Origin of the sequence: Nocardioides zeae, assembly GCF_010686755.1 — a bacterium.
Taxonomy (GTDB): domain Bacteria; phylum Actinomycetota; class Actinomycetes; order Propionibacteriales; family Nocardioidaceae; genus Nocardioides; species Nocardioides zeae.
On record NZ_JAAGXA010000024.1, the window covers coordinates 1 to 26,380 of the forward strand.

28 protein-coding genes and 1 pseudogene are annotated in these 26,380 nt (G+C 74.0%); 7 read left to right on the top strand and 22 right to left on the bottom strand.

All coding sequences use genetic code 11. The features are described 5' to 3' along the window. The 6 genes from G3T38_RS20250 to paaA form a co-directional block, all read right to left on the bottom strand. On the bottom strand, positions 1–796 hold a 796-nt coding region (locus tag G3T38_RS20250; protein ID WP_163774618.1), incomplete at its 3' end, for a hypothetical protein. A 117-nt stretch (positions 797–913) separates the two neighbouring features. Then, entirely contained in the window at positions 914–1,969 is a 1,056-nt protein-coding gene (paaE, locus tag G3T38_RS20255; protein ID WP_163774620.1) for a 1,2-phenylacetyl-CoA epoxidase subunit PaaE, read from the bottom strand. After that, positions 1,969–2,472 carry a 1,2-phenylacetyl-CoA epoxidase subunit PaaD gene (paaD, locus tag G3T38_RS20260; protein WP_338037788.1) on the bottom strand — a complete coding sequence of 168 codons (504 nt, stop codon included), beginning with the start codon at positions 2,470–2,472 and terminating at the stop codon, positions 1,969–1,971. The genes paaE and paaD overlap by 1 nt, the downstream gene beginning before the upstream one ends. Before the next feature lie 2 nt (positions 2,473–2,474). Continuing rightward, on the bottom strand, positions 2,475–3,359 hold the full coding sequence (gene paaC, locus G3T38_RS20265; protein WP_338037789.1) for a 1,2-phenylacetyl-CoA epoxidase subunit PaaC: 885 nt from the start codon (positions 3,357–3,359) through the stop codon (positions 2,475–2,477). Positions 3,360–3,367: 8 nt separating this feature from the next. Then, the gene (gene paaB, locus G3T38_RS20270) at positions 3,368–3,652 is read right to left on the bottom strand and encodes a 1,2-phenylacetyl-CoA epoxidase subunit PaaB (protein WP_163774627.1); all 285 of its coding nucleotides are present in this window, start codon (positions 3,650–3,652) and stop codon (positions 3,368–3,370) included. Beyond that, a complete protein-coding gene (paaA, locus tag G3T38_RS20275; protein WP_338037790.1) occupies positions 3,649–4,608 on the bottom strand; it encodes a 1,2-phenylacetyl-CoA epoxidase subunit PaaA in 960 nt (319 codons plus the stop codon). Before paaA ends, paaB begins: the two co-directional genes overlap by 4 nt. 109 nt (positions 4,609–4,717) lie before the next feature. On the opposite strand from paaA, the gene G3T38_RS20280 reads away from it, so the two are divergent. Beyond that, positions 4,718–5,020 carry an EthD family reductase gene (locus G3T38_RS20280; RefSeq protein ID WP_163774629.1) on the top strand — a complete coding sequence of 101 codons (303 nt, stop codon included), beginning with the start codon at positions 4,718–4,720 and terminating at the stop codon, positions 5,018–5,020. Between the two features lie 17 nt (positions 5,021–5,037). Here the strand turns inward: G3T38_RS20280 and G3T38_RS22405 are convergent, their stop codons facing one another. Both G3T38_RS22405 and G3T38_RS22410 read right to left on the bottom strand, forming a co-directional pair. After that, the gene (locus G3T38_RS22405) at positions 5,038–5,178 is read right to left on the bottom strand and encodes a VOC family protein (protein WP_275940982.1); all 141 of its coding nucleotides are present in this window, start codon (positions 5,176–5,178) and stop codon (positions 5,038–5,040) included. A 110-nt stretch (positions 5,179–5,288) separates the two neighbouring features. Beyond that, positions 5,289–5,387 (bottom strand): annotated as a pseudogene (locus tag G3T38_RS22410) (VOC family protein); the annotation flags it as partial. 205 nt (positions 5,388–5,592) lie between these two features. On the opposite strand from G3T38_RS22410, the gene G3T38_RS20290 reads away from it, so the two are divergent. Continuing rightward, positions 5,593–6,561, top strand: a complete 969-nt coding sequence (locus tag G3T38_RS20290) for a WYL domain-containing protein (RefSeq protein ID WP_163774631.1) — start codon at positions 5,593–5,595, stop codon at positions 6,559–6,561. A gap of 201 nt (positions 6,562–6,762) precedes the next feature. Here the strand turns inward: G3T38_RS20290 and G3T38_RS20295 are convergent, their stop codons facing one another. The 3 genes from G3T38_RS20295 to purS are packed head-to-tail and all read right to left on the bottom strand — an operon-like array spanning position 6,763 to position 8,150. Next, positions 6,763–7,209, bottom strand: coding sequence for a DUF3817 domain-containing protein (locus G3T38_RS20295; protein WP_163774633.1), 447 nt, complete (start codon positions 7,207–7,209; stop codon positions 6,763–6,765). Between the two features lie 30 nt (positions 7,210–7,239). Beyond that, complete coding sequence (gene purQ / locus G3T38_RS20300; RefSeq protein ID WP_163774635.1) at positions 7,240–7,905, bottom strand: phosphoribosylformylglycinamidine synthase subunit PurQ; 666 nt, start codon at positions 7,903–7,905, stop codon at positions 7,240–7,242. Beyond that, positions 7,902–8,150 carry a phosphoribosylformylglycinamidine synthase subunit PurS gene (gene purS / locus G3T38_RS22000; RefSeq protein WP_163774636.1) on the bottom strand — a complete coding sequence of 83 codons (249 nt, stop codon included), beginning with the start codon at positions 8,148–8,150 and terminating at the stop codon, positions 7,902–7,904. The genes purQ and purS overlap by 4 nt, the downstream gene beginning before the upstream one ends. Positions 8,151–8,316: 166 nt before the next feature. Here purS and G3T38_RS20310 point away from each other — a divergent pair, with 166 nt between their 5' ends. Beyond that, the gene (locus tag G3T38_RS20310; protein ID WP_163774638.1) at positions 8,317–10,254 is read left to right on the top strand and encodes an acyltransferase family protein; all 1,938 of its coding nucleotides are present in this window, start codon (positions 8,317–8,319) and stop codon (positions 10,252–10,254) included. Positions 10,255–10,305: 51 nt separating this feature from the next. Continuing rightward, positions 10,306–10,809, top strand: coding sequence for a YflT domain-containing protein (locus G3T38_RS20315; RefSeq protein WP_163774640.1), 504 nt, complete (start codon positions 10,306–10,308; stop codon positions 10,807–10,809). A 524-nt stretch (positions 10,810–11,333) separates the two neighbouring features. On the opposite strand, the gene G3T38_RS20320 is transcribed toward G3T38_RS20315, so the two are convergent. From G3T38_RS20320 to G3T38_RS20350, 7 genes are all read right to left on the bottom strand, one after another. Beyond that, positions 11,334–12,290, bottom strand: coding sequence for a hypothetical protein (locus G3T38_RS20320; protein WP_163774642.1), 957 nt, complete (start codon positions 12,288–12,290; stop codon positions 11,334–11,336). Between the two features lie 13 nt (positions 12,291–12,303). Then, positions 12,304–12,606 (bottom strand): hypothetical protein, encoded by a 303-nt coding sequence (locus G3T38_RS20325; protein WP_163774644.1) that lies wholly within the window; start codon positions 12,604–12,606, stop codon positions 12,304–12,306. A gap of 28 nt (positions 12,607–12,634) precedes the next feature. Then, positions 12,635–15,145: a DUF6571 family protein gene (locus G3T38_RS20330; protein WP_163774646.1), complete on the bottom strand. Its 2,511-nt coding sequence runs from the start codon at positions 15,143–15,145 to the stop codon at positions 12,635–12,637. Between the two features lie 101 nt (positions 15,146–15,246). Next, entirely contained in the window at positions 15,247–16,800 is a 1,554-nt protein-coding gene (locus G3T38_RS20335; RefSeq protein WP_163774648.1) for a long-chain-fatty-acid--CoA ligase, read from the bottom strand. 33 nt (positions 16,801–16,833) lie between these two features. Beyond that, on the bottom strand, positions 16,834–17,292 hold the full coding sequence (locus G3T38_RS20340) for an SRPBCC family protein (protein WP_163774650.1): 459 nt from the start codon (positions 17,290–17,292) through the stop codon (positions 16,834–16,836). A gap of 1 nt (position 17,293) precedes the next feature. Further along, the gene (locus G3T38_RS20345) at positions 17,294–18,196 is read right to left on the bottom strand and encodes a phosphoribosylaminoimidazolesuccinocarboxamide synthase (RefSeq protein ID WP_420846847.1); all 903 of its coding nucleotides are present in this window, start codon (positions 18,194–18,196) and stop codon (positions 17,294–17,296) included. Between the two features lie 35 nt (positions 18,197–18,231). Next, positions 18,232–18,810, bottom strand: a complete 579-nt coding sequence (locus G3T38_RS20350; RefSeq protein ID WP_163774654.1) for an antibiotic biosynthesis monooxygenase — start codon at positions 18,808–18,810, stop codon at positions 18,232–18,234. A 107-nt stretch (positions 18,811–18,917) separates the two neighbouring features. Here G3T38_RS20350 and G3T38_RS20355 point away from each other — a divergent pair, with 107 nt between their 5' ends. Then, entirely contained in the window at positions 18,918–19,238 is a 321-nt protein-coding gene (locus tag G3T38_RS20355) for an antibiotic biosynthesis monooxygenase family protein (protein WP_163774656.1), read from the top strand. Between the two features lie 244 nt (positions 19,239–19,482). On the opposite strand, the gene purB is transcribed toward G3T38_RS20355, so the two are convergent. Then, positions 19,483–20,910: an adenylosuccinate lyase gene (gene purB, locus G3T38_RS20360; protein WP_420846845.1), complete on the bottom strand. Its 1,428-nt coding sequence runs from the start codon at positions 20,908–20,910 to the stop codon at positions 19,483–19,485. A 122-nt stretch (positions 20,911–21,032) separates the two neighbouring features. Between purB and G3T38_RS21245 the strand changes: the two genes are divergently transcribed. Continuing rightward, positions 21,033–22,061, top strand: a complete 1,029-nt coding sequence (locus G3T38_RS21245; RefSeq protein ID WP_206675943.1) for a CAP domain-containing protein — start codon at positions 21,033–21,035, stop codon at positions 22,059–22,061. Positions 22,062–22,082: 21 nt separating this feature from the next. On the opposite strand, the gene purD is transcribed toward G3T38_RS21245, so the two are convergent. Both purD and G3T38_RS20375 read right to left on the bottom strand, forming a co-directional pair. Beyond that, positions 22,083–23,351, bottom strand: a complete 1,269-nt coding sequence (purD, locus tag G3T38_RS20370; RefSeq protein WP_163774660.1) for a phosphoribosylamine--glycine ligase — start codon at positions 23,349–23,351, stop codon at positions 22,083–22,085. Positions 23,352–23,362: 11 nt separating this feature from the next. Then, complete coding sequence (locus G3T38_RS20375) at positions 23,363–24,595, bottom strand: MFS transporter (protein WP_163774662.1); 1,233 nt, start codon at positions 24,593–24,595, stop codon at positions 23,363–23,365. Between the two features lie 90 nt (positions 24,596–24,685). Between G3T38_RS20375 and G3T38_RS20380 the strand changes: the two genes are divergently transcribed. Continuing rightward, entirely contained in the window at positions 24,686–25,018 is a 333-nt protein-coding gene (locus G3T38_RS20380) for an ArsR/SmtB family transcription factor (RefSeq protein ID WP_163774664.1), read from the top strand. 10 nt (positions 25,019–25,028) lie between these two features. On the opposite strand, the gene G3T38_RS20385 is transcribed toward G3T38_RS20380, so the two are convergent. Next, positions 25,029–26,315, bottom strand: a complete 1,287-nt coding sequence (locus G3T38_RS20385) for an adenylosuccinate synthase (protein ID WP_163774666.1) — start codon at positions 26,313–26,315, stop codon at positions 25,029–25,031. Positions 26,316–26,380 lie beyond the last annotated feature (65 nt).

Below are 26,380 nucleotides of genomic sequence, written 5' to 3' on the forward strand. Positions count from 1 at the left end.
TCGGCGGGGACGTGACGACCTCGAACGGCTCCTCGAACGTGACGACCACCGGGGCCTTGCCCGGCTTGTCGGCGCGGACCGACACGAAGACGTAGTCGCCACCGAGGTGGTGCGGCAGCGAGAAGCGCGACACCGGCGCGGAGCCGGTGACGGTGCGGTTGAGGACGTCGACGAACGGGTCCTCGTCGACCTCCCAGTCGCTGTCGACGACCTCGTGCGGGACGACGCTCACCCGCGTGGTGAAGGTCGAGCCCTCCTCCCAGGCGCCCTCGAAGGCGATGTCGATCGCCCGCGCGGTCGGCAGGGTGTCGCCGGCACGCACTCCGTCGACCGCGACCCACGCGTCGACGGGGGCGCCGACCTCGTCGTACACGATCTCGGAGGTGGTGGAGCCGACCTCGATGCCGCGCGCCGAGTACTCGTGGACCGTCACCAGGTAGGTCTCGCCGTCGACGAGGAACACGTCGTCGTAGCCGCAGTCGACGCCCACCGCACCGTTGCCCCGGCCGTCGTAGTCGACCCAGTTCACCAGGTCGAGCGGCGTGCCCGGCGCGGTCGCGCTGGCGATCGTGGCGTCGTAGTCGGCCGCCGGGGTCGCGTCCCTGAACGACACCTCGAACCCGCAGGTCTCCGAGACGTAGGGCGACCACTCCGTGTCACCGGCCTCCGGCTTCGGGTAGGTCGGGCCGCTGATGGTGATGCCGCCCGGCGCTGCCGCCTGGGCCGGCGCGAGCGTCAGCCCGCCGATGGCGAGCGCGGCGGCTGCGACGACGCCGGTCGTGGTGGTGGTGCGCATGTGCTCCCTCTCCTCAGACAGTTCTCAGGAAGACTAGGAGCAGCGGCGCGGTCGCGGGGCGGAATCGATTGATCGGCGCTCAGCAGACGTGGATCCGGTCCACCGGTCTGGACCGGCTCACGCGTCGAAGTCGACCGTGAGCGCGTCGCCCACGGGGAACGTCTGGCAGGTCAGCACGAAGCCCGCCGCGACCTCGGCCGGGTCGAGCGCGAAGTTGCGCCGCATGTCGGCCGCGCCGTCCACCAGCCGCGCCCGGCACGTGCCGCACACCCCGCCCTTGCACGCGAACGGCAGGTCGGCACGCACCCGCTGCGCACCGTCGAGGAGGGTCGCGTCACGCGGCAACCGGTCGGTGCTGCGCCGACCGTCGAGCACCACGGTGACGGCGCTCGTCGCCCCCGGCGGCGCGTCCTCCGACCGCCGCGGCGCCGGTGGCGGGCCGTCCACGTGGAACAGCTCGGCGTGGATCCTCGCGGCCGGTACGCCGCGGTCCGCCAGCACCGCCCGGGCCTCCGCCACCAGCCCCAGCGGCCCGCAGAGCCACGCGTGGTCGAGGCCCGCCGTGGGGACGAGCGCGTCGACGATGCGGCCCAGCCGGTCGGCGTCGAGGCGCCCGGAGAAGAGCTCCACGTCCCGGGGTTCCCGAGACAGCACGTGGACGAGGGCCAGGCGCGCGCCGTACCGGTCCTTGAGGTCGGCCAGCTCGTCCGCGAACATCACCGTCGACGCGCGGCGGTTGGCGTAGACGAGCGTCACGCGCGCCTCCGGGTGCCGCAGCACGGTGGCGGCGATCGAGAGCATCGGCGTGATGCCCGACCCCGCGGCGACGCACAGGTGGCGTCCGCCCTGCTCCGGCGTGGCCCGGAACGAGCCCGAGGGGCGCTGCGCCTCGATGACGTCGCTCGGACGCACCTCCTCGACGAGCCACGTCGAGAACAGCCCGCCCGGCACGGTCCGCACACCCACGCGCGGCGGTGCGCCGACGGGCGCGCAGATGGAGTAGGAACGCCGGTGCTCCCGGCCGCCCACCTCGCGCCGCAGGGTGAGGGACTGCCCCGCGTCGAAGCGGAACTCCGCGGCGAGGTGCGGCGGCACGTCGAACGTGACCGCGGCTGCGTCGTCGGTGAGACGGTCGACGGCCGCGACCCGCAACGGGTGGAAGGCGCGCGGCATCAGATCTCCTTCACGTGCTGGAACGGCTCCGCGCACGCCCGGCACCGGTAGAGCGCCGTGCACGCCGTCGGCCCGAACTCCGAGGCCAGCACCACCTCCCCGCTCCCGCAGCGCGGGCACGCCACGTCGCGGCGCGTGGGCCCGAGGTCGAGGACGACCGGCCCGGTACGTCGCGGTGCGGGCCCCGGCGCCGACAGCCCGTGGGCCTGCAGGGCCGCGCGGCCGCGCTCGGTGATCCAGTCCGACGACCACGCGGGCGCCAGGGCGACGACGACGTCCACCGCGGCGTACCCCGCCGTCGTCAGCACGCGCACGAGGTCGTCGCGCATCGTGGCCAGTGCGGGGCAGCCGGAGTAGGTCGGCGTGATGACCACGCGCACCCGGTCACCCTCGACCTTCACCTCCCGCAGCACGCCGAGGTCGGCGAGGGTGAGCATCGGCATCTCCGGGTCGGTGACCTGGGCGGCGAGCTCCCGGGCGTCGCACACGGGGGACCCGAGCACCGTCACCACCGCCCCGCCGGGTGGGCGCGCGCGACGACCTGCATCTCGGCCAGCAGCGCCGCGAGGTCCGGGGTGTGCCGGCCGTCGCGGCCACCCGGCCCGTCGAGCACCGGCCCCGCAGCGCAGGGGCCCAGGTCGTCGAGGTCCGCCGCCCGCAGCACCTGCGCGAGCACGCCGTCCACCTCCGCCACCACGTCCGCCGGGTCGACCGCGACCCCGGCGCGCGCCAGGCGCGCCTCCACCGGGTGGGTGCGCGCCAGCTCCGCCCGGTGCGGCCAGACCGCGCGCAGCCCCGCGCGGACGCGGCGCCGCGACTCCGCCGTCCCCCGGGCGAGGGTCACGACCCAGCGGGCGGCGTGGTCGCGGTGGTAGGCCACCTCCTTCACACCCTTCGCGGCGATCGCGGCCAGCACGGGGTCGCGGCTGTCGACGAGCCGCGCGAGGAGCGCGAGGCGCCACGTCGCGAAGCACAGCAGGCGCGCCACGGTCTCGCCGAAGTCGCCGTTCTCCGGCTCCACCAAGCGCACGCAGCGGTAGTCGTCCGCGTCGCGGAAGAACGCCAGCGCGTCCTCCCCCGGCACCGGGGAGCCCGCGGGGAGCGGGGGCACCGCGCCCGGGTCCGCCGCCGCGGCGCGCGCGAGCAGCAGCCGCGCCTGGCCGAGCAGGTCGAGCGCGATGTTGGCCAGCGCGACGTCCTCCTCCAGGTCGGGCGCGTTGCTGCACCACTCCGCGAGCCGGTGGGAGGCGACGAGGGCGTCGTCGCCGAGCATGAGGCAGTACGCCGCCAGCTCACCCCCGTCGACCCCGTCCGGCAGCGTCGTGTCGACGCCCGCCAACGGGTCGACGAACGACGTGCCGAAGGCCCAGTGGGCGTCGTCGCCGGTCACGGAGCCGCTCACAGGTGCGGGACGTCGGCCGGGACGTCGTAGAACGTCGGGTGGCGGTAGACCTTGTCGCCCGCCGGGGCGAACATCGGGTCCTTCTCGTCGGGGCTCGAGGCCGTGATCGCGTCCGCGCGCACCACCCAGATGCTGACGCCCTCGTTGCGCCGGGTGTAGACGTCCCGCGCGTTGCGCACCGCCATCGTGTCGTCCGCGGCGTGCAACGAACCGACGTGGACGTGGTTGAGGCCCCGCTTGCCGCGGACGAACACCTCGTAGAGCGGCCACTCGGCACTCATCGGGCGCCCTCCCCGGCGCGGTCGGCCTCGGCGCGCGCGGCGAAGGCCAGCGCCGCCTCCCGCACCCACGCGCCGTCCTCGTGGGCGCGGCGGCGGTGGGCGAGCCGCTCGGCACTGCACGGCCCGTCGCCCCGCACGACCGCGGCGAGCTCGTCCCAGTCGGGCGGCGTGAAGTCGTGGTGGCCGCGCGCCTCGTTCCAGACGAGGCCGTCGTCAGGCAGCCGGACGCCGAGCCGCTCGGCCTGCGGCACCGTCATGTCGACGAACTTCTGGCGCAGGTCGTCGTTGGTGTCGCGCTTGATGCCCCAGGCCATCGACCGGGCGGTGTTCGGGGAGTCGGCGTCGGGCGGGCCGAACATCATGAGCGCCGGCCACCAGAACCGGTCGACCGACTCCTGCACCATCGCCCGCTGCTCGTCGGTGCCCTGCATCATCGTCATCAGCAGCTCGAAGCCCTGCCGCTGGTGGAACGACTCCTCCTTGCAGACCCGGATCATCGCGCGCCCGTAGGGCCCGTAGGACGTGCGGCACAGCGGCACCTGGTTGCAGATGGCCGCCCCGTCGACGAGCCAGCCGATGGTGCCCACGTCGGCGTACGAGGGCGTCGGGTAGGCGAAGATCGACGAGTACTTCTGCCGTCCCGCGAGCAGCTTCTCCGTCAGCTCGCCGCGCGAGGTGCCGAGGGTCTCGGCCGCGGAGTAGAGGTAGAGCCCGTGCCCGGCCTCGTCCTGCACCTTGGCGAGCAGCGTCGCCTTGCGCCGCAGCGACGGCGCGCGGGAGATCCAGGCGCCCTCCGGCTGCATCCCGATGATCTCGGAGTGGGCGTGCTGGGCGATCTGCCGCACGAGCGTCGCCCGGTAGTCGTCGGGCATCCAGTCCCGCGGCTCGATCCGGTCGCCCCGCGCGAGCGTGGCCTCGAACTGCTCCTGCAGGTCCTCCTGCACGATGGTGTCCACGTGCCCTCCCGAGGGCTCGACCCATTAACAGACCGAACGGTCAGTAATAGCATGGCACGGGTGTGCCCGGCCCACAACGGGACCGGCCCCCGCCGACGAAGGAGAACCGATGCACCGCGTCACCGTCCAGTACGCCGTCCCCACCGACCCCGCGGACTTCGACGCCCGCTACCGTGCCGAGCACGTGCCGCTCGTCCACGCGCTGCCGGGCATCGCCGGCTGCACGCTGTCGTGGCCCCGGCCGCTCGCCGGCGAGAAGGTCGTCCACCTCGTGGCCCAGCTCGACTTCGCCAGCGCCGAGGACCTGCAGACCGCGCTGCGCTCCCCGGAGATGGCCGAGGCCGGCCGGCACGCCGCCACCCTCGGCGTACCGGCCTCGATGTTCGTCGGCGAGGTCGAGACGGTGGCCTAGTCGCCCCCGTCGGAGGATCAGTCCAGGCAGAACTCGTTGCCCTCGGGGTCACGCATCACGACGTGCCCCTTCCCGAGGCCGGGCTCGGCCTCGTGGCGCTCGACGCGCGTCGCGCCGAGCGCCACCAGTCGCTCCGCCTCCGCCTCGAGCGCCGCCATCCGCGCCTCGCCCTCGAGCCCGGGGGCGGCCCGCAGGCCGAGGCGTCGTGGCGCCGCTCGGGCGGCACGCCCCAGGCGTCGAGCGCCGCCTCCCAGCTGCGGAACCCCGCCGGCGGCGGGTCGATCTCGTAGCCCGTCGCCGCCGCCCAGAACGCGCTCAGCGCGCCCGGGTCCGCGCAGTCGAAGGTCACCTGCACCGTCACCGCCATCAGCCCTGCTCCTTCCGTCGCCGCGGACGCGCGACCCGGCGCGACCGCTCGGCGCGCTCCGTCCGCACCCGCCCGCCCGCCTCCGCCGACGACCCTGCCGGGAGCAACCCACCCCACCTGACGTACCGCTGCTCGATCTCCATGTCCCCACCGTCGCAGCCATTCAGGAACGGTTCGGTCCGCAATCAGTGGCAGGATCACGGCTGTGCCGGAGACGACCACGGAGCGGGTGCTGCGCCTGCTCGGCCTGCTGCAGCAGCGGCGCACCTGGACCGGCCCCGAGCTGGCGGCCGAGCTGGGGGTCACCGACCGCTGCGTACGGCGCGACGTCACCCGCCTGCGCGACCTCGGCTACCCCGTCAACGCGGCCCAAGGCGTGGGCGGCGGCTACCAGCTGGGCGCCGGCGCCGCGCTGCCGCCGCTGCTGCTCGCCCCGGACGAGGCCATCGCGACGACCGTCTCGCTGCTGCTCGCGGCCGGCGGCACCGTCGCGGGAGCGGCCGACGCCACCCTCCGCACCCTCGCCAAGCTCGACCAGGTGCTGCCGCCCCGCCTGCGCGCGGAGGTGCGCGCGATGGCGGAGACCACGGCGACCCTCGAGCGGGGCGGCGTGCAGGTCGACGGCGGCGTGCTCATGCGGCTGGCGGGCGCGACCCGCGACCGGGTGCGGGTCCGCTTCGCCTACGCGCGGCCCGGGGGCGAGCCCGCCGAGCGCGACGTCGAGCCGTCGGGCCTCGTCGCCACCGGACGACGGTGGTACCTGCTGGCCTGGGACACCGACCGCGACGCCTGGCGCACGTTCCGGGTCGACCGGATCGGCGGCCTCGTCGTCACCACGTGGCGCTGCAGCCGGCCGCCGCACCCGGATCCCGCGTCGTACGTGCACAGCAGCGTCACCGCCTCGCCGTACCGGTTCGTCACCACGGCCCGCGTGGCGCTCCCGCTCGACGAGGTGCGCGAGATGTTGGGGCCGCAGACCGCGCGTGCCGAGCCCGACCCGGAACCCGGGTGGACGCGGATCGTGGCGGGCGCCGACGACCTGGAGTGGGTGGTGCTACGCCTTGCGGAGATCGACGCCCCGGTGGAGCTCCTCGACCCGCCCGGGCTCCGCACCGCGGCCGCTGCCCTCGCCGAGCGGCTCGGACGCATGGCCGGCGACCGAGGCCGCAGCTGAGCCGGGAGACGTGGGGCCGCGCGAGCCCGACGGCCCCTCCTCCGCGGCGGCGGCCGCCGTTCCGGTCGCCATCGCCGCCATCACGGCGGCGGAGGCGACCCAGCGGGAGGTGACGAGGACGGTACGACGCGGACGACCCATCCCCCGAGGGTGACGCGCCTTGCTGAGGGGGGCCTGAAGCCCGCCGACCCGGGCCGGGCCTCAGCCGACGGGCGGGCCCGCGACGAGCGCCAGGCCCGTGAGCACCGCGACGGCGACGACGCCGGCGGCCAGGCCCTGCAGCGGCTTGCGGACCAGCCACGAGACCGGCTTCTCGAGGCCACCGGACGCCGGCTCGCTCGCGAGCCGCCACGTGTCGCCGAGCAGGCCCTTCCGCTCCGTCGCGAGGTCGAACCAGATGGTGAAGAAGGGCGGGATCGCGGAGGCGAGGCCCGTGATGGTCCGGCGGAACGACCACCGCTGGTCCTGCGCGACGACGATCGTCGTCAGCAGGAACGCGATGAACGCGATGCCGTGGAGCATGCCGCCGACGCTGACGACCGCCTCGGTCGTCTTCGTGACGTACTTCAGGAACATCCCGACGAGCAGCAGGGCCCAGGTGCAGGCCTCGGTGACGGCGACGACGCGGAACAGGCGGCGGGGCGACATGACCCGCATCCTACGACGACGTGTCGTAGGTCAGGCGAATGCCCGCTCGACGAGCGACGTGAAGAAGCCGAGACCGTCGGTGCCGGGGCCCGTGAGGTCCTCGACCGCGTGCTCGGGGTGGGGCATGAGGCCCACGACGTTCCCCGCGGCGTTGGTGACGCCCGCGATGTCGCGCTGGGACCCGTTGGGGTTGCCCACGTAGCGCGCCACGACCTGCCCCTCGCCCTCCAGGCGGTCGAGCGTCGCCTCGTCCGCGACGTACGCCCCCTCGCCGTTCTTGAGGACGACCGTGATCTCCTGCCCGGCCTCGTACGCCGAGGTCCACGCCGTCGACGCGTTCTCGATCCGGAGGCGCTGGTCGCGGCAGATGAACTTGCGGTGGTCGTTGCGGATCAGCGCGCCGGGGAGCAGGTGGGACTCGCAGAGCACCTGGAAGCCGTTGCAGATGCCGAGGACGGGCATGCCCTTCCCGGCCGCCTCGACCACCGACGTCATGACCGGCGAGAAGCGGGAGATGGCACCACACCGCAGGTAGTCGCCGTAGGAGAAGCCGCCCGGCAGCACGATCGCGTCGACGCCGCGGAGGTCCTCGTCGCCGTGCCAGAGCGCGACCGCCTCGTTGCCGCCGATCCGGACCGCGCGCTGCGCGTCGACGTCGTCGAGCGAGCCGGGGAAGGTGACGACGCCGATCCTCACGCCTGGTCCTCCACACGCACCGTGAAGTTCTCGATCACGGGGTTGGACAGCAGCTTCTCGGCGGCCTCGTGGACCTGGGCGAGCACCTCGTCGGTCACCTCGGCGACCTCGAGCTCGAAGCGCTTGCCCTGACGGACCTCGCTGATGCCGGTGAAGCCGAGGCGCGGCAGCGCGCCGGCCACCGCCTTGCCCTGCGGGTCGAGGATCTCGGGCTTGGGCATGACGTCGACGACCACACGGGCCACGGGGCGCTCCTGGAGATGCGGGGGGCTGACGAGCCGCCATCCTAGTCCCGCTCCGGACCACGACCGACCAGCGGGACACGGCCGTCGGGGAGATGTGCGGCGGGAACCACCTGTGCGAAACTCGATCGGGTCGTCAGCCTCCCCCGACCCAGGTGCTCCCCTCCCCATGACTCCTCCCACCGCCACCCTCCAGCGGTCGCCCGAGGCCGGTCCCGCGCCGCGTCCGGCGGCCGGGGCGGCCCCGGCGGTCGACCCGCACACCAGCCCCCAGCCCGCCGGCACGCCCCACCCGCCGCGGGTGCGGGCCATCGACGGCCTGCGCGGGGTCGCGGTCACGGCCGTGGTGCTCTACCACCTCTTCCCGACGCTCGTCCCCGGCGGCTACCTCGGCGTCGACGTCTTCTTCGTCATCTCCGGGTTCGTCATCACGGCCAGCCTGGTCCACCAGCGCCGCGTCGAGGGCGGTCCGGGGCTGGTGCGGTTCTGGGTACGGCGCGCCCAGCGCCTCCTGCCCGCCCTGCTGACCCTGCTCCTCGCCGTCGCCGCGGCCGCGGCCCTCGTCGGCCCGGACGTGAGCGGGCGGCTGCGGGAGCAGGTGCTGTCGGCGCTCACGTTCACCAGCAACTGGTTCCAGGCGAGCGCCGAGTTCTCCTACTTCGACCACACCGACCCGCCGCTGCTGCAGCACCTGTGGTCGCTGGCGGTGGAGGAGCAGTTCTACCTCGTCTGGCCGCTGCTCCTCGCGCTCCTCCTCGTCGTGGTCCGGCGGCCCCGCACGCGGGTGGTCGTCGTGCTCGTCGCCGCCGCGGCCAGCGCGGGCGCCATGGCCTGGTTCCACACCCCGGGCCAGGACCCGAGCCGGCTCTACTTCGGCACCGACACCCACGGCTTCGGCCTCCTGCTCGGCGCGGCCGCGGCGCTCGCGGTCCCCCTCCTGACCGGCACGCCGCGCACCCCCCGGGTGGCCGCCGTGCAGCGCGGGCTGACGCACCCCGTCGTACCGGTCGCGGCAGCGCTCGGCGTGCTCGTGGCGATGGCGAGGCTCCGCGACGGGCTGGACGTGACCTACCGCGGCGGCATCGCGACCGTCGCCCTCGCGACGGCCCTCCTCCTCGTGGGCCTCGTGGTCCGCCGCGGCGGGCCCGTCCACGGCGTGCTCGCGACCCGCCCGGTCGTCTGGCTGGGCGAGCGGAGCTACGGCATCTACCTGTGGCACTGGCCGGTGCTGGTGCTGCTGCGCGGGGCGTTCCCCGACAGCTCGGGGATGCTGCGCGGCGCCCTCACGATCTACCTCACGCTGGCGGCGGCCTCGCTGAGCTGGCGCTACGTCGAGCGGCCGATCCTGCGGCACGGGTTCCGCGGCGCCGCGCGGCGCGGCTGGCGGGTCGTGCGGGCGGACCTCCTCCCCCGCGGCGTCGTGCTCGTCGTCGGCCTCGCGGTCCTCGCCCTGCTCGCCGGCCAGGGCCTGCGCCAGGCGCCCGACCGCGGTCAGGTCGAGAGCCTCGTCGCGACCGGGCAGGACGCGCTCGCCGACGCGGGGGCGTCGCTGGAGGGCGGGCCCGGGGCGGCCACGCCGTCGACGGAGCCCGACCGGCCCGCGCCGCCCGCCCTGGCCGAGGCCTCCCCCGCCGAGATCGGCGCCCAGACCGTCGTCGTCGGCGACTCCGTCACCCTCGCGGCGGCACCCGGTCTCGTGGCCGAGCTGCCCGGGGTCGGCGTCGACGCCGCCGTCGGCCGCCAGCTCGCCGAGGCGCCCGCGATCGTCACCGCCCTGCGGGAGTCGGGTCGGCTGCGTCCGTACCTCGTCGTCGCCCTCGGCACCAACGGCGACATCAGCAGCCGCGACCTGAGCGCGATCGTCGCAGCCATGGGCGAGGGTCACCGGCTGGTGCTCGTGACGGCCCACGGCAACCGCTCCTGGATGCCCGAGGTCAACCGCAAGCTGGAGGCCTTCGTGGCGGCGCACCCCTGGGTCGGGCTCGCCCGCTGGGACCAGGCGGCCGCCCAGGTCACGGACTTCGCCTCCGACGGCATCCACCCCGGCGAGCAGGGCGGCGGGGTCTTCGCCCGCACCGTCGTGGAGACGCTCCGCACACTGCCCTGATCCGAGGCCGGATCGCGGGTCTCGTCTGGACGGACGCGGCACACTGGAGGCATGTCCAACCGCGTCCCGCCCGGCGCCGCCGGGGCCCTGTCCCTCGAGTTCCCGCAGTCGCTCGCGGTCTACGAGGACTACGCCGCCGCCCAGCGCACCGTCGACCACCTGTCCGACGCCGAGTTCCCCGTCGAGAACTGCATGATCGTCGGCACCGACCTCAAGCAGGTCGAGCGCGTCACCGGCCGTCTCACCTACCCGAAGGTGGCTGCCGCCGGCGCCATCTCCGGCGCGTGGCTCGGCCTGTTCCTCGGCCTCATCTTCTCGTTCTTCGTCGAGCAGAGCCTGGGCGCGATCCTGCTGTCCACGGTGCTCCTCGGTGTCGCGTTCAGCGTGGTCTGGGCCGTGCTGGGGTACGCCGCGACCGGTGGCCGCCGCGACTTCAGCTCGGTCAGCTCCGTCGTCGCGACCCGCTACGAGGTGCTCGTCGAGCACAAGCACGCCGCCCGCGCCCGCGAGCTCCTCGCCGACCTCCCCGGAGCCCTGCCGAACCCGTTCGCCTGATCCGAGGTCCGCAGGCGCGCGAACAGTGCGCTCGGTGCGGCCCCGGCGGCGCCGGGCACGTCCCAGCCGCACACCTCGCGGCCCCGGTACGCCGCGGGCGAATGCGCGCCGTACCGCGGCGTCATGCACCCCGGCGCCCCGGGCCACCTCCGCGCATGACGTCCGGGGGTGGCGCCGGGCGGGTGCCTGAAAGAGTGCACTTGGTGCAGCCCGGACGCCCCCAGGCATGTCCCAGCTGCACATTTCGCGGCCCCGGTCTGGTCAGCGGCGCTCGTACGTCGCGGGCGAGCGCGCGCCGTACCGCGACGTCATGCGGACCGGCGCCCCCGGCCACCGCCGCGCATGACGTCCCGCGGTCGGGCGCGGCGCGGGGCGCGGGGCGCGGAGGGCGCGCGGGGGGCCAGAGAGGCGCCAGGAATGTGCGCTTGGTGCGGCCGGCACCCAGCCGGACCCGCCCCAGCTGCACACTTCGCGCCCCCGGTGAGGCGCGAGCCGCCGACCAACCGCGCGCCCTACCGCGACGCTCAGATCTCCCCGAGCTCCGCGATGACCGGCGTCGCCGAGGACACGCTCGCGTAGTAGTCGCCGTAGGCGGCGCGCTCGTCCGGCGTCATGGTCGCCGGGTCGAGACGAACGGGGCGACCGTCGGCCTCGACGAGCCCGGGGGGCAGGTCCGCGGGGTCGGTCGCGTCGACCACCACCTGCAGGAGCTGCGGCGTCAGCGCGTCGCGCAGCGCGTCCTCGACCATCCAGCAGTCGACCCCGTCGGCGCACTCGCCGTCGCGGACCGCCTCGGCGATCCGCACCGCGCCGACGTAGGCCGATCCCGCGCCCTCGACCACGTCGGGCCCGATCGCGCCCGCGTCGGCGACCGCCGCCTCGAGGTCGTCGCGGAACACGTCGGCGGCCCACGCGCCGTACGACGTGGCGAAGAGCTGGCCGCCGCCGCCCTCGCGGGACGCGACGGTGACCGCCCGCAGCAGGTCGTCGCGCCGGAGGTCGGGGGCGACGGCGTCGACGCGACCCGAGCCCGCCGGGACCTGCCCGCCCAGCGCGGCGTGGACGGCGGACGGCCACCGGGAGAGCGTCGCGAGGAACGCGTCCGCGAGCCCGGGCTGGATGTCGCCCGCGTCGGCGACGACCGTGACGGCCATCGTCAGCAACCCTGCGGGGTCGTCGGTGTCCGCGTCGGGGGCGAGCGCGTACGGCAGCGCAGTGGCCACCCGCGCCGCCTGCGCCCCCGACCACGGGGTCTCGACCAGCACGGCCCGCAATCGTTCCGCGTCGTCCGCGGGCAGCCCGTCGCCCCCCGCGACGAGGTCGACGGTGGCGCGGTCGGCCGCGCGGGCGAGCGCGTCCGGCACCGACGGTTCTGACGGCCCGTCGTCACGCACGAGCGCCACCACCCCGATCACCGCGACGACGACGACCGCGACGGCGACCGACACCGCGGTGCCGACCACGGAGCGCCGCGGTGCCATCAGCGGGGCCCCATCAGATGGGCTGGGGCACGCCGGGCCGCATGCCGGCGGCGACCGTGATGTCGGTCTCCTCGAGGTCCGCCGCGGCGTCCTGCATCGCCTGGGCGTGCTCCCGGACCCGACGGGCCCAGCCGTCGTACTCCTGCGTCCAGGTGGTCTGCAGCGTCGACGACGCGGGGCCCGAGCTCGAGCCCGGCAGCGCCGCCGCGATCTGGCCGGCGTGCTCGCCGGCGGACAACCCGTCGACCGCCTCGCCGGCGGCGCCGATCCGCTCCGCCGCGCTCTGGATGTCCGCACGGACCATGGCCACGGTCATGCCTGTACCTCCTCCTGCCGGGACCGGCTCACTGGCCGTCCTGGCGCTCCGTCTGGCTGGCCGACCCGTCGAGCTGGTCGGCGAGGTCGCTGGAGAGCTGGCCGGCCACGCCGCCGGGGCCGCTCGTGCCGTTGAGGCCGGCCCACGCGTCGGCCTGGGCCTGGGTCCACTCGTTCATCGGCACCGCCCGGCCGTCGGGGCCGACGAGCTCGGGGGCGTACTGCTGGAGGTAGTCGACGGGGAGGTTGCGGTAGACCGCACCCTCCGCCACGCCCTGCAGCGCGCCCTCGGTGTTGTAGACGTACGAGCCGATGTCGGCGCGCACCTCGTTGGTGGTGTCGACGTCGTTGAGGCCCGTGATGCCGTCGACCGCGAGGTCCACGACGTCCGGGGCCACCGCGCCCACGAACGGGATCTCGCCGGCGAGCTTGTTGGCGACGTACCCGCCCGCCTGCCAGTAGCCGTCGCCGGCGCTGCTCGCCTCCTGGTCGGCGCGCAGGCCCTCCGCCCGCAGGTGCTCGCTGTAGCCCTCGCCCAGCGAGCCGACGACGTCGGCGAACGGCGAGTTGACCGACGAGATGGCGTTGTCGAGCCGCGAGTTCCACTGGCCCGTGAGGTCCTGGCCCTCCGCGCCCGCGTCGACCGCGCCGCTGAAGACCGCGTCGTACCCGTAGTTCGCGTAGAGGGTCGCGGCGCCCGTGAGGTTCTGCCCGGCGGTCTCGTCCTGACCGACCTGCTGGAGCACGTCCCGGAGCTCCGCCTCGGAGAACCGCGCCCGCATGTCGGCGGTCTGCTCGCCGGGCAGCCAGGGGTTCGTGTCGCCCTGCGACTGCAGGTCCTGCGCACCGGGGCCGCTGAACGCGTCGTACACGTCGGGCATGTAGGCGCCGAGGATCGTGGAGTAGTCGCGCTGCAGCGACGGGTAGTCGTCGAGCGCGCCACCCTGGGCCGCCGTCACCGCCTGCTCGGCGAGGTCGGCGGACACCGGCGTCGGCGACTCGGTCGTCGCGGACACGAGGGCGTCGCCGAAGTGGCGCATGCCCGTCACCCACTCGTCCTCGTGGGGGCTGATGTCCCACTCGCGGTCGTTGAGGTAGTAGTCGATCCGGTTCTCCGGAGCGTCCTGGCCCTCCGCGACGTACGGGTCGCCCGACAGGAACTCCCGCGCCGCGTCGGGGTTGTGCGACATGCCCTCGAAGACGCCCGCCATCGGGTCGAAGCCGCTCGGCGTGCCCGGGTCGAGGCGGTCGTCGTACATGAAGTCCTCCCACGACCGGTCGTCGTCGGCCCCGTACGCCGTGTAGTCGAGCCGGGCGTCCGGTCCGGTGGACCACTGGTTCCAGGGGTGCCCGCCGTTCTCGGCCAGGTAGTCGAGCTCGTAGCGCTCGACCTCGGAGCCGAGCCGGTTGAGGAAGTAGGACCCGTGGCCCGGCTCACCGGCCGCGACACCCAGCAGCTGGAGGCCGTTCACCGTGTCGGTGCCCCAGTTGTAGTTGTAGTCGGTCGAGCTGGCGTGGTCGACGAGGGTGTCGACCCACGACTCCGCGACGTGCGTCGTCGAACCGGCCTGCCCGTCGGCGGTGATGCCCGACGTGCCGGCGGCCAGGAGGGCGCCGAGCTGGCGCTGCGACTCGCCCATGGTGCCGACCGTCGGCGGTTCCGTGCCCTGGTCGCCGTGGGGCATGAGCAGGTTCTGCTGCAGCTCCAGGTAGGTCTCCGGACCGATCTGGTCGAGCGCCGTGGTCGCGACCGTCGGGTTGTGGCCGAACGCCGCGAGCTGGGCGTTGAGCTGGGCCAGCTCGGAGTCCGTCAGCCAGTCCTCGGGGTCGGTCTCCTGCTCCCCGTAGTTCCAGTCGCCGTAGTCCAGCCGCTCGAGCTGACCGGCCAGCGACTCGCCCAGCGCCTGCTGCTGCCGCGTCGAGAGCTGGTCGACGTAGGGCGCGGTCTCCTCCGGGTGCTCCATGAAGTAGTCGACGAGGTCCGCCTCGCTGAGGCCCTGGAGGTGGGGCGGCAGGCCCGCGTCGGACAGCGTGCCGGTGCCGCCGTCGTACTGGTTCGACTCCGAGTTGCCGAGCACGGCCGCGAGGTCCGTGTCCGCCTGCTGCGCGGTGGAGAGTGCCGTCGTGATCTCGTCGATCGCGCCCTGGACGGCCTCGCGGTCGCCGTCGCCCTCCTCGGCACCCGCCGGGGGGTCCGCGCGGACCTGGCCACCGGCCGTCGACAGCAGCCAGCCGCGCGCTGCGATGGTCTGCCGCGCCGCCTCGACCTGCTGCTGCGCCGTCAGGATGGTGGACGCCGCGCTGTCGATGCCGGTGATGACCGGCGCGATCTCGGCGACCAGGTCGTTGAGGTCGTCGCGCAGCCGCGTGTGGTTCGTGCGGGCCGACGTCGATCCCTCACCCGTCCACGTGCTCGGCGGGTAGCCGTCGTCGACCTCGTCCTGCAGGTCGAGCAGCGTGCGCCGGTCCTCGTTGAGCCGGTCGCCCACCGCCGCCAGGTCGGTCGGCTTCCAGGACAGCAGGGTGTCGATGTCGACCATCCGGTCCTCCTCGTCGGGCCGCCCCTCTCCCGTCGGGGGCGGAACCGGCGGAGGTCGTTCCCGCGCCGGCCGCCGGGGAAACCCGACGGCCGGCGACCGGGTCAGCCGAGCTCGCGCTTGAGGATCTTGCCGGTGGCGGTCATCGGGAGGGTCTCGACGATCTCGACCGTGCGCGGGTACTTGTACGCCGCGAACTGCTCCTTGCCCCAGGCGACCAGCTCGTCGGAGGTCACCGGGTCCGCGGTCTTGTCGAGGATGACGTACGCCTTGACCTCCTCGCCGTGCGACTCGTGCGGGACGCCGATGACGGCGGCGAGCGAGACGGCGGGGTGCGTCATCAGCACCTCCTCGATCTCGCGGGGGTACACGTTGAAGCCACCGCGGATGATCATGTCCTTCGCGCGGTCGACGATGTAGTACCAGCCGTCGGCGTCCTTCTTGCCGAGGTCGCCCGAGCGGAACCAGCCGTCCTGGATCGCGGCGGCCGTCGCGTCGGGACGGCCGTAGTAGCCCTTCATGATGTTGGGGCCCTTGATGGCGATCTCGCCGACGGCGTCGTCCTCGGTGAGCTCGTTCCACTCGGCGTCGATCAGCTTCATCTCGACCCCGGGGATGGGGGTGCCGATCGAGCCGACGCGCGGCTCCTCGCCCCACGGGGAGAACGAGGCGACGGGCGAGGTCTCGGAGAGGCCGTAGCCCTCCAGGATCGTGACGCCGAACTTCTGCTGGAAGTTCTTGTGCACCTCGACCGGCAGCGCGGAACCGCCGGCGGCCGCGACGCGCAGGTTGGCGGCGAGGCTCGAGACGTCGACCGCGTCGTCCAGTGCGCCGAGGAGGCCCCAGTACATCGTCGGGACGCCCGCGAAGAACGTCACCTCCTCCTTCAGCATGAGCCCGAGCGCCGGCTGCGCCTCGAAGCGCGGCAGCATGACGACGGTGCCGCCGAAGGCGAACGCGCTGTTCTGGATGACCGTCTGGCCGAAGGAGTGGAACAGCGGCAGCACGCACAGGTAGGTGTCGGGGTTCTCGGCATCGGCGCCGAAGAGCTGCTCGCTGACCAGGGCGTTGGACAGCATGTTGGAGTGGCTGAGCTCGGCGCCCTTGGGCTGGCCGGTCGTGCCCGACGTGTAGAGGATGACCGCCGTGTCGCCGTCGTCGGTGGCGACGGACTCGAAGGTGGGCGCCTGGCCGGCGAGCGCCTGGGCGAAGGTCTCCGCGCCCTCGATCGGCGACTCCGCCGAGGGGTCGGCGGTGATCACGAAGAAGTGCTCCGTGCCGGGCGTCTGGTCGAAGCCCGCCTTGCCCTCGGTGCCCATCGGCAGCTCCGGCGTGCCCTGGAAGCAGAAGTAGGCCTTCGCGTCCGAGTCGTCCAGGTGGTAGGCGATCTCGCGGGCCTTGAGGAGCACGTTGAGCGGCACCACGGTCGCGCCGGCCTTGAGGATGCCGTAGTAGACGATCGAGAAGTACGGCAGGTTGGGACAGGTCAGCGCCACCTTGTCGCCCGGCTTGATGCCGCGGGCGACGAGCAGGTTCGCGACCTGGTTGGCGGCACCGTCCACCTGGGCGTAGCTCAGGCGGGTGTCGCCCAGGATGATCGCGGTGCGGGTGGGGAACTGCTGCGCGGAGCCCTCGAGCAGGGACGACAGGTTGGTCATGGGACTCAACCTACTGGGAGGTAGTGAGGCCCGTCACCCGGTACGGCGCGCCAACAGCCGCGCGGCCGACCGCAGGTCCGCACGGAGCGCGGTCGGCGCCGCCACCCGCAGGGCGAGGGCCAGCGGCGCGAGCGGCCCGGGCACCTCCAGGTGCGCCACGGCCCGGGCGTCGGTGCCCCCGTCGGCACGGGGCGTGTAGGTCATCGCGAGGGTGGCCCGCACGAAGCGCCACGTCCCGGCCTCGACCCACCGGTGGGGCGGCTCGCTCGCCTCGACCGTCATCCGCGGCCGCACGCCGGGGACGACGGTGACGTCCTCCCACGACGTACCGGCGTCGCCGGCGTGGTCGCCGACCGCCGTCACGGCGGCCACGCGGCGCAGGCTGGACTGCCACTCCGGGCGGTGGGCCGGGTCGGCGAGGTAGGCGTGGACGACCTCGGGCGGGGCCGCGAACGGCACCGTCAGGTCGGCGATCAGCCGGGGGACGGCCACGTCAGAACCGCTCGCCGGTGAGGCGCTCGTAGGCCTCGACGTACCGCGCCCGGGTGAGGGCCACGACCTCCGCGGGCAGCGCCGGCGGCTCGTCGCCCGACGTGCGGTCCCAGCCCGACGCGTCGGAGGTCAGCCAGTTGCGCACGACCTGCTTGTCGAAGGACGCCTGCGTGCGCCCCGGCTGCCAGTCGTCGGCCGGCCAGTAGCGGGAGGAGTCGGGGGTGAGCACCTCGTCGGCGAGCACGATGGTGCCGCGCTCGCCCTCCCCGGGCGCCCGGCCGAACTCGAGCTTGGTGTCGGCGAGCAGGATGCCGCGCTCGCGGGCCAGCTCCTCGGCGCGCGCGTAGACGCGGAGCGTGAGGTCGCGCAGCGCCTCCGCGTCGTGGGCGCCGACGGTGCGGGCGACGGCGTCGAACGACACGTTCTCGTCGTGGTCCCCGAGGTCGGCCTTGGTCGCCGGCGTGAAGACGGGCGACGGGAGCCGGTCGCCGTCGACCAGGCCGGGGGGCAGCGCGATGCCGCAGACCTCGCCGGTGGCCTCGTAGTCCGCCAGCCCGGAGCCCGTCAGGTAGCCCCGCGCGACGCACTCGACGGGGAACATCTCGAGGTTCGCACAGACGACGGCCCGGCCGGCGACGGCGGCGGGCACGTCGGTGGAGACGACGTGGTTCGGCACGAGGTCCGCCAGCTGGTCGAACCACCACAGCGACATCCGCGTCAGCAGCTCGCCCTTGTCGGGGATGGTGGAGGAGAGCACGTGGTCGTACGCCGAGATCCGGTCGCTCGCCACCATGAGGAGCCGGCCGGCGTGCTCGCCGGCGTCGATCCGGTAGAGGTCGCGCACCTTGCCGGAGTGCAGGTGGGTGGCGCCCTCGAGGACCGGGGCGGGCGGGATGTTCGCGATCACGGGCGCCATCCTCCCACCCGCCTCCGCCCCTCTCAGCGCCGCCGCGGACGTCCCTGGAGCCACGGCTCCAGCAGCCGGGTGATCCACGGCAGCCCGAACCAGACCATGACCGGGGTGGCCACGACCGTCTGCAGCGTGATGCGCCAGTGCAGCGCGAGGTCGGGCAGCAGGCGCGCGCCCAGCTCACCGAGGAACAGGCTGAGCGGCAGGAAGACCACGAAGATCGAGATCGCCTGCTTCCAGCGCGGCGGGGGCGCCGGGACGCCCGGGTAGTCCACGTCGTGGTGCTCCGGCGGGTCGAACCAGCCCTCGATACCGGTCATCCGCTGCACGCGGAACTCCCCCACCAGGCCCTGCGCGGCACCGAGCCACCACGCCCGCTGCGGCGAGGCCTCCCAGGCCGCGAGCGCCTCGTGGTCGGCGAACCGGTAGAGCATGTGCCACGCGTCGTCGCCCTCCGCCGACCGCACGTAGCCGTGGCCCAGGAACCCCGGGAACTGCTCGGCCAGCGCCGTACCCGCCCGGATCCACGCGATCATCTCCGCCTCGCGCGCCGGATCGGCGTACCGGGTCGCGGCGACCGTCACCGGTCCCGCCTGCTGTGCCGTCATGCGACCCCATGGAACGGCACGGGGTACGCCGCGCGCACGCCCGCGACGGTGTGAGACCCGCCTCGGTCGGGTGCCCGACCCCCGCGCCGTCGGCCTACGCTCGGGGCATGTCCGTCGTGAAGATCAACGCCATCTCCGTCCCGCCGCAGGCCGCGCCCGAGCTCGAGAAGCGCTTCGCCGCGCGCGCCGGCACCGTCGAGGGCCAGCCGGGCTTCCTCGGCTTCCAGCTGCTGCGCCCGACCGCGGGCGAGACCCGCTACTTCGTCGTCACCCACTGGGCCGACGAGGAGTCGTTCGCCGCCTGGCGCGACGGCGACGCCCGCGCCGCGCACGCCGCGCCCGAGGGCGAGGCACCGCGCAAGCCCGTCGCGTCGGGTGCCGACCTGCTCGAGTTCGAGGTCGTGCTGGACGTGTCTCCGTCCGCCTGAGCGTCAGCCGGTCCTGTCCCGGCGCCAGCCAGCGCGAGTTCTGCGGAACGGCTACGTGCGGAACGACGTGCTGCGACGCGCCCACCTCGTCCTGCGGGACGCCGACCGCGCCCTGGGGCGACCGCACGACCACGACCGGCTCCGGGCGTGGTTCGACCTGCTGCGCGGCTCGGGCTTCTCCGCCGCGGGCCGCGCCGACCTCGCCCGGGCCTTGGCGCGGCCGAGCAGCGGACGCACCCCGCCGCTAGAGGATCTCCCCCGGCGCGTACGCCGCGGCCTCGGGGTGCGCCGCCGCGAGCGTCTCGACGGCGGCGACCACGGCCTGCACCTGGGCGCGGGCAGCACCGGTGAACTCGATCGGGTCCGCCACCAGCGCGTCGATCTGCTCGCGCGTGAGGCCGAGGCGGGCGTCACCGGCGAGGCGCTCGTACAGGTCGTTGACGGCGAGCCCCTGGCGCATCTCGAGCGCGACGCCGACGGCGTGCTCCTTGATGGCCTCGTGGGCGCTCTCGCGGCCGACGCCGTTGCGGACGGCGCTCATCAGCACCTTGGTGGTGGCGAGGAACGGCAGGTAGCGGTCGAGCTCGCGCTGGATGACGGCCGGGAACGCGCCGAACTCGTCGAGCACCGTGAGGAAGGTCTGGAAGAGGCCGTCGGCGGCGAAGAACGCGTCGGGCAGGGCCACGCGGCGCACGACCGAGCAGGAGACGTCGCCCTCGTTCCACTGGTCGCCGGCGAGCTCGCCGACCATCGACAGGTGGCCGCGGAGGATGACCGCGAGACCGTTGACCCGCTCGCAGGAGCGCGTGTTCATCTTGTGAGGCATCGCCGACGAGCCGACCTGGCCCTCCTTGAAGCCCTCCGTGACCAGCTCGATGCCGGCCATGAGCCGGATGGTGGTGGCGAGGTTGGAGGGGCCGGCGACGAGCTGCACGAGCGCGGAGACGACCTCGAAGTCGAGCGAGCGCGGGTAGACCTGACCGACGCTGGTGAGCACCCGGGAGAAGCCGAGGTGCGCGGCCACGCGCTCCTCGAGCGCGGCGAGCTTGTCGGCGTCGCCGCCGAGCAGGTCGAGCATGTCCTGCGCGGTGCCCACCGGGCCCTTGATGCCGCGGAGCGGGTAGCGCGCCAGCAGCTCCTCGATGCGCTGCACCGCGACGAGCATCTCGTCGGCGATGGTCGCGAACCGCTTGCCGAGGGTCGTGGCCTGCGCGGCCACGTTGTGCGAGCGGCCGGCCATCACCGTGGTCTCGTGCTCCGTCGCGAGCCTCGCCAGCCGGGCCAGCGCGGCGACGGCGCGGTCGCGGAGGATGAGCAGCGACTGCTGCACCTGCAGCTGCTCGACGTTCTCCGTGAGGTCGCGCGACGTCATGCCCTTGTGGATGTGCTCGTGGCCCGCGAGGGCGCAGAACTCCTCGATGCGCGCCTTCACGTCGTGGCGGGTGACGCGCTCGCGGGCGGCGATCGAGGCGAGGTCGACCTGATCGACGACGGCCTCGTAGGCCTCGACGACACCGTCCGGCACGTCGATCCCGAGGTCGCGCTGCGCCTTCAGCACCGCGATCCACAGCTGGCGCTCCAGCACGATCTTGTGCTCCGGGGACCAGGTGCCGGCCAGGTCGGCGGCGGCGTAGCGCGTGGCGAGGACGTTGGGGACGGAGGCGCGGGTCACGGGCCGCATCCTCCCACGCTCGCCCGGAGGGGGGTGGCGCGAGGGCCGCCGGGCGACGACGATGGGGAACGGTCGTCGGCGACCCCCCTCCCGGCGATGTCTCGGAGCATCGAGGAGCCCCCGTGCGGAAGCTGCTGTCCGGTCTCGTCCTGTCCCTGTCGCTGGTCGCCGGCGTGCTGCTGGTGGCGCCCCCACCGGCCACCGCCGCCGCGACGACCACCCTGAGCATGTCCCCCACGTCGGTCGCGGCCGGCGGCACGACCACCGTCGTCATCCGGTCGACCTTCACGCCGCTCGCGGGGAACTTCCGGCTGCAGGAGCGCCGCGGCACGCAGTGGGTGACGACGAAGGAGCTGCCGTCCTACCGCAACTACGGCTTCGACCTCGCCGTCGGCAGCACCACGGGCACCCGCACGTTCCGGGTGGCGGCCAAGTCGGACAGCCGCACGTGGGTCCACAGCCGTGCCGTCGCGATCACCGTGCGCTCGGCGACCTCCACCGCGCTCAGCACCACGACGTCGCAGGTGGCGAAGGGCGGCACCATCCAGCTCGCCGCCCGCTCGACGTTCCTGCCCGACGCCGGCTCCTTCAAGCTCCAGGAGAAGCGCGGCTCGACGTGGTCGACGGTGGCGTCGCTCCCGTCGTACCGGAACTACGGCTTCACCCACCCCGCCGGCGACAGCGACGGCGTGCGCACCTTCCGGACGATCGCGACCTCCGGCGGCACCTGGGTGGGCAGCAGCTGGGTGAGCGTCACGGTCGGCACCCCGGCCCCGCCGCCGACCGACGAGATCGCCGAGGCCCGCAACCGGATCGTCGCCGACACCAACGCGGCCCGCGCCCGACAGGGCCTGCCCGCCCTCGCGCAGATGGCGGGCATCACCACGGTCGCCCAGAACTGGGCGCAGACGATGGCCGCGAACCGGCGCATGGAGCACAACCCGAGCTACGCCAGCCAGATGCCGCGCGGCTGGACCCGGGCGGCGGAGAACGTGGCCTACGGCTACGGCGTCACCTCGGTCGTCGACGCGTGGATGAACAGCCCCGGCCACCGCGCCAACATCCTCGGCGACTTCACGCACATCGGCGTCGGGGTCGCCAAGGGCTCCGACGGGCAGCTCTACTACGTGCAGAACTTCGGGAAGTACTGACCGACCGGGGCCACGGACTCGTCAGGCGCCGACCTCGCCCCGCTCCGCGGCGAGCGCGATGTCCGTGCGGTGCTGGGCGCCGTCGAAGCTGATCCGCTCCACCCCCGCGTACGCCGCGGACCGCGCCTCGGCGAGCGACGGGGCCACCGCGGTCACGGCGAGCACGCGGCCACCCGCGGTAACGACGTCGGCGCCGTCCCGCGCCGTACCGGCGTGGATGACGTGGACCCCGTCGAGGGCCTCGGCGTCGGCGAGGCCGGAGATGACGTCGCCCGTCGAGGAGGTCTCGGGGTAGCCGCCCGAGGCCATCACGACGGCCAGCGCGGCGCCCGACTTCCAGCGCGGCGGCGCGACCTCGTGGAGCGTGCGGGTCGCGGCGCCGAGCAGGAGCGGCGACAGCGGCGAGTCGAGCAGCGCCATGAGCGGCTGCGTCTCGGGGTCGCCGAAGCGGGCGTTGAACTCGACCACGCGGGTGCCGCGCGAGGTGAGGGCCAGGCCGGCGTAGAGCAGCCCCGCGAACGGGGTGCCCCGCCGGGCCATCTCGTCCACGGTGGGCTGCAGCACGGTGCGCAGCACCTCGGCGACGAGGCCCTCCGGCGCCCAGTCCAGCGGCGTGTAGGCGCCCATGCCACCCGTGTTGGGGCCCTCGTCGCCGTCGAAGATCCGCTTGAAGTCCTGCGCCGGCTGCAGCGGGTAGACCGTGCTGCCGTCCGTGATCGCGAAGAGGGAGACCTCGGGGCCGTCGAGGTACTCCTCGATCACCACCCGCTCGCACTGCCCCGCGTGGGCGAGCGCCTCGGCGCGGTCGGTCGTGACGACGACGCCCTTGCCGGCGGCGAGCCCGTCGTCCTTCACCACGTACGGCGCGCCGAACTCGTCGAGGGCCGCGGCGGCCTCCTCCGGGGTCGTGCAGACGCGGGCCGCCGCCGTGGGGACGTTCGCCGCCGCCATGACCTCCTTGGCGAAGGCCTTCGAGCCCTCGAGCTGCGCCGCCTCGCCGGACGGCCCGAAGCAGGCGATGCCCGCCTCGCGCACGGCGTCGGCGACGCCCGCGACGAGGGGCGCCTCGGGACCCACGACCACGAGGTCGACCGCGAGGCGCTGCGCCAGCGCGGCGACCGCGGCCGGGTCGAGGGGGTCCACGTCGTGGAGCGAGGCCACGTCGGCGATGCCCGGGTTGCCGGGAGCCGCGTGCACCTCGGCGACGCCGGGGTCGAGCGAGAGGGCCCGGGCCAGCGCGTGCTCGCGCCCACCGTTGCCGATGACCAGCGTCTTGAGGGGGGTCGTCACGGGCGACGATCCTAACGGGGCGCGGGCTGCCCCTGCTCCGCGTGCCCGCCCAGCTCGACGTCGGGCTGCGTGCCGCGCACGCGCAGGCCCAGCACGGCGGCCGAGGTGCACGCCAGCGCGACGACGACCATGAACGGCGCGAAGATCTCGGCGGCACCCCACACGGTCGCCGCCCAGCCCGCCACGATCGTGGGCAGGGCCATGGCGCCGTACGCCAGCACGTAGAACGCCGACATCACCTCGCCCCGGTGGTCGGCCGGCACGACCTGGCCGAGGTGGCGCAGCGACGACCCGAACGCGAGGCCGAAGAAGAACCCCAGGACGGCCGACGTCAGCAGCAGCACCGCGGCGTTGCCGAGCGCCACCGCGCCGATGCAGACGAGGAGCATGACCGCCGTCCCGAGGTCGCCGACGACGGCGGCGTGCCGGGCCGTCCACCGCGCCCCCACGACCTGGCTGGCGGCGGCCGTGGCCGCCGAGATCGCCACGACGCTGCCGCCGAAGAGCAGGTTCGTCGTGCCCACGGCGTGCGCGGCGATGCCGGGGAACAGCGAGAGGAACACGCCCAGCACCGACCAGGCGGCCATCACGCCGAGCGCGGCGAACCGGAAGTCGGCGGAGATCGGGCGCGGCACCCGCGGACGCGCGACGCTCAGCCGCACGGCCCGGCCGTCGCGGTGGGGCTCCGGCATGCGCAGCACGGCGAGACCGCCGAGGAGGGCCAGGACCGCGAGCACGACGTACGGCGCGACCAGCGGCGCCGCGCCCAGCTCGGCGTCGATCGCGACGAGGAAGATGACGACGGCGATGCCGAGGTTCATGGTGATGCCCGAGTGGAGCCCCACCCGCGCGCCGTCGGCCGGGCGCAGGTCGAGCAGGGCCGCCGACCCCGCCACGACGACGGCGCCGACCCCGAGCCCGTGCAGCACGCGGGCGACGAGCAGCGCCGCCACCCCGTCGGCGAGCGCGAACACGGCGAGCCCGGCGAGCACGAGGCCGATCGCGACCAGCAGCACGGGGCGCCGACCGAACCGGTCGGAGACCGATCCCGCGACGAGCACGCTGACGAGGGCGGCGACCGCGTACGCCGCGAACACGACCGTCGTCGTGATCGGCGCGAAGTCCCACTCGGCGGCGTAGATCCCGTAGAGCGGGGCCGGGGCGCCCGAGACGCCGAGACCGAGCGCGGTGAGCAGGAGGAGGGCCGGGTAGGGCCACCGGACGGACCGGTCGGTCGGGGTCATGCGGGCCTCCTGCTAGATTCGATGGCGATCGAACTCGTGGCAGGGTACAACAAGTTCGATCGCGATCGAACCCACGGAACGGGAGGACCGATGGCCGAGACGGAGGCGTGCTCCCCCGTGCCCGGGCTGGCGGCGACCGCCGCGGTGGCGCCCGTGCAGGTCGTGCTCGCCGCGCTCGCCGATCCCGTGCGCCTCGAGATGGTGCGACGCATGGCCGCGGCCCCCGGGCGCACCGAGCGCTGCGCGGCGCTCTACGACGACATCGGCAAGTCCACCGCGAGCCACCACTTCAAGGTGCTGCGCGAGGCGGGCCTGACGGAGCGCACCTCCGTGGGCGGCGTGCTCCACCAGCGCCTCTGCCTCGACGCGGTCGAGGCCGCCCTGCCCGGACTGCTCCCGTCGGTGCTGTCCGGGTTGGACTGACGCCGGGTGCTCAGACCGGGTTGACGACGATCGTCTGCTCGCGGCCCGGACCCACGCCGACGCCCCAGAACGGCGCACCGGAGAGCTCCTCGAGCGCCTTGACGTAGGTCTGGGCGTTGGCCGGCAGCTCCTCGAAGGTGCGGCAGCCCGAGATGTCGGTCTGCCAGCCCTCGAAGTACTCGTAGACCGGCGTCGCGTGGTGGAACTCGGTCTGCGTCATCGGCATCTCCTCGACCCGCTGCCCGTCGATCTCGTAGGCCACGCAGACCGGGATCCGCTTCCAGGAGTCGAGCACGTCGAGCTTGGTGAGGAAGAACTCCGTGAGGCCGTTGACGCGGGTCGCGTAGCGGGCGATCACCGCGTCGTACCAGCCGCAGCGGCGCGTGCGGCCGGTCGAGACGCCGACCTCCCCGCCGATGCGCTGCAGCGCCTCGCCGTCGGCGTCGAACAGCTCGGTGGGGAACGGGCCCGAGCCGACGCGGGTGGTGTACGCCTTGATGACGCCCACCACGCGGTCGATGCGCGTGGGGCCGATGCCGCCGCCGACGCACACGCCGCCGGCCACCGGGTTGGACGAGGTGACGAACGGATAGGTGCCGTGGTCGACGTCGAGCATCGTCGCCTGGGCGCCCTCGAAGAGCACCGTCTTGTCGGCGTCGAGCGCCTCGTTGATGAGCAGCGAGGTGTCGGCGACCATCGGGCGCAGGCGCTCGGCGTAGGACGTCAGCTCCTCCACCACCGCGCCGACCTCGATGGCCCGGCGGTTGTAGACCTTCGACAGCAGGTGGTTGCGCGTCTCGAGCGCCGCCTCGACCTTCTGGGTGAGGATCTTCTCGTCGAAGATGTCGGCGATGCGGATGCCGACGCGGTTCACCTTGTCGGCGTACGCCGGACCGATGCCGCGGCCCGTCGTGCCGATCTTCTTGTTGCCGAGGAAGCGCTCGGTCACCTTGTCGATCGTGGAGTGGTACGACGCGATGACGTGCGCGTTGGCGCTGACGAGCAGGTCGGCGGTCTCCACGCCCTGCTCGTGCAGCAGGTCGAGCTCGCGGAACAGCGCCTCGGGCGACACCACGACGCCGTTGCCGATGACGCAGGTCGCACCCTTGGTGATGATCCCGCTCGGCAGCAGGTGGGTGGCGAACTTCTTGCCGTCCACCACGATGGTGTGGCCGGCGTTGTGGCCGCCGCTCGTGCGGACGACGTAGTCGATGTCGTCCGTCGTGGCGAGCAGGTCGGTCGCCTTGCCCTTGCCCTCGTCGCCCCACTGGGCGCCCAGGATGATGATGGCGGGCATCGCAGCCCTCTCGTCGTCGGTGTCGTGCTTGCGGTCCGTGCAACGCACGAGCCCCGGTGCGGCAC

What these genes read in the sequence shown, in the direction of transcription:
- G3T38_RS20315 (WP_163774640.1), top strand. Translation starts at nt 10,306, where the DNA reads ATGTCCAACCGCGTCCCGCCCGGCGCCGCCGGGGCCCTGTCCCTCGAG.
- G3T38_RS20385 (WP_163774666.1), bottom strand. Translation starts at nt 26,315, where the DNA reads ATGCCCGCCATCATCATCCTGGGCGCCCAGTGGGGCGACGAGGGCAAG.
- G3T38_RS20325 (WP_163774644.1), bottom strand. Translation starts at nt 12,606, where the DNA reads ATGACCGTGGCCATGGTCCGTGCGGACATCCAGAGCGCGGCGGAGCGG.
- G3T38_RS20280 (WP_163774629.1), top strand. Translation starts at nt 4,718, where the DNA reads ATGCACCGCGTCACCGTCCAGTACGCCGTCCCCACCGACCCCGCGGAC.
- G3T38_RS20320 (WP_163774642.1), bottom strand. Translation starts at nt 12,290, where the DNA reads ATGGCACCGCGGCGCTCCGTGGTCGGCACCGCGGTGTCGGTCGCCGTC.
- G3T38_RS20350 (WP_163774654.1), bottom strand. Translation starts at nt 18,810, where the DNA reads ATGACGGCACAGCAGGCGGGACCGGTGACGGTCGCCGCGACCCGGTAC.
- paaE (WP_163774620.1), bottom strand. Translation starts at nt 1,969, where the DNA reads ATGCCGCGCGCCTTCCACCCGTTGCGGGTCGCGGCCGTCGACCGTCTC.
- G3T38_RS20375 (WP_163774662.1), bottom strand. Translation starts at nt 24,595, where the DNA reads ATGACCCCGACCGACCGGTCCGTCCGGTGGCCCTACCCGGCCCTCCTC.
- G3T38_RS20330 (WP_163774646.1), bottom strand. Translation starts at nt 15,145, where the DNA reads ATGGTCGACATCGACACCCTGCTGTCCTGGAAGCCGACCGACCTGGCG.
- paaB (WP_163774627.1), bottom strand. Translation starts at nt 3,652, where the DNA reads ATGAGTGCCGAGTGGCCGCTCTACGAGGTGTTCGTCCGCGGCAAGCGG.
- G3T38_RS20355 (WP_163774656.1), top strand. Translation starts at nt 18,918, where the DNA reads ATGTCCGTCGTGAAGATCAACGCCATCTCCGTCCCGCCGCAGGCCGCG.
- G3T38_RS20310 (WP_163774638.1), top strand. Translation starts at nt 8,317, where the DNA reads ATGACTCCTCCCACCGCCACCCTCCAGCGGTCGCCCGAGGCCGGTCCC.
- G3T38_RS20380 (WP_163774664.1), top strand. Translation starts at nt 24,686, where the DNA reads ATGGCCGAGACGGAGGCGTGCTCCCCCGTGCCCGGGCTGGCGGCGACC.
- G3T38_RS20295 (WP_163774633.1), bottom strand. Translation starts at nt 7,209, where the DNA reads ATGTCGCCCCGCCGCCTGTTCCGCGTCGTCGCCGTCACCGAGGCCTGC.
- G3T38_RS22405 (WP_275940982.1), bottom strand. Translation starts at nt 5,178, where the DNA reads ATGGCGGCGCTCGAGGCGGAGGCGGAGCGACTGGTGGCGCTCGGCGCG.
- G3T38_RS20335 (WP_163774648.1), bottom strand. Translation starts at nt 16,800, where the DNA reads ATGACCAACCTGTCGTCCCTGCTCGAGGGCTCCGCGCAGCAGTTCCCC.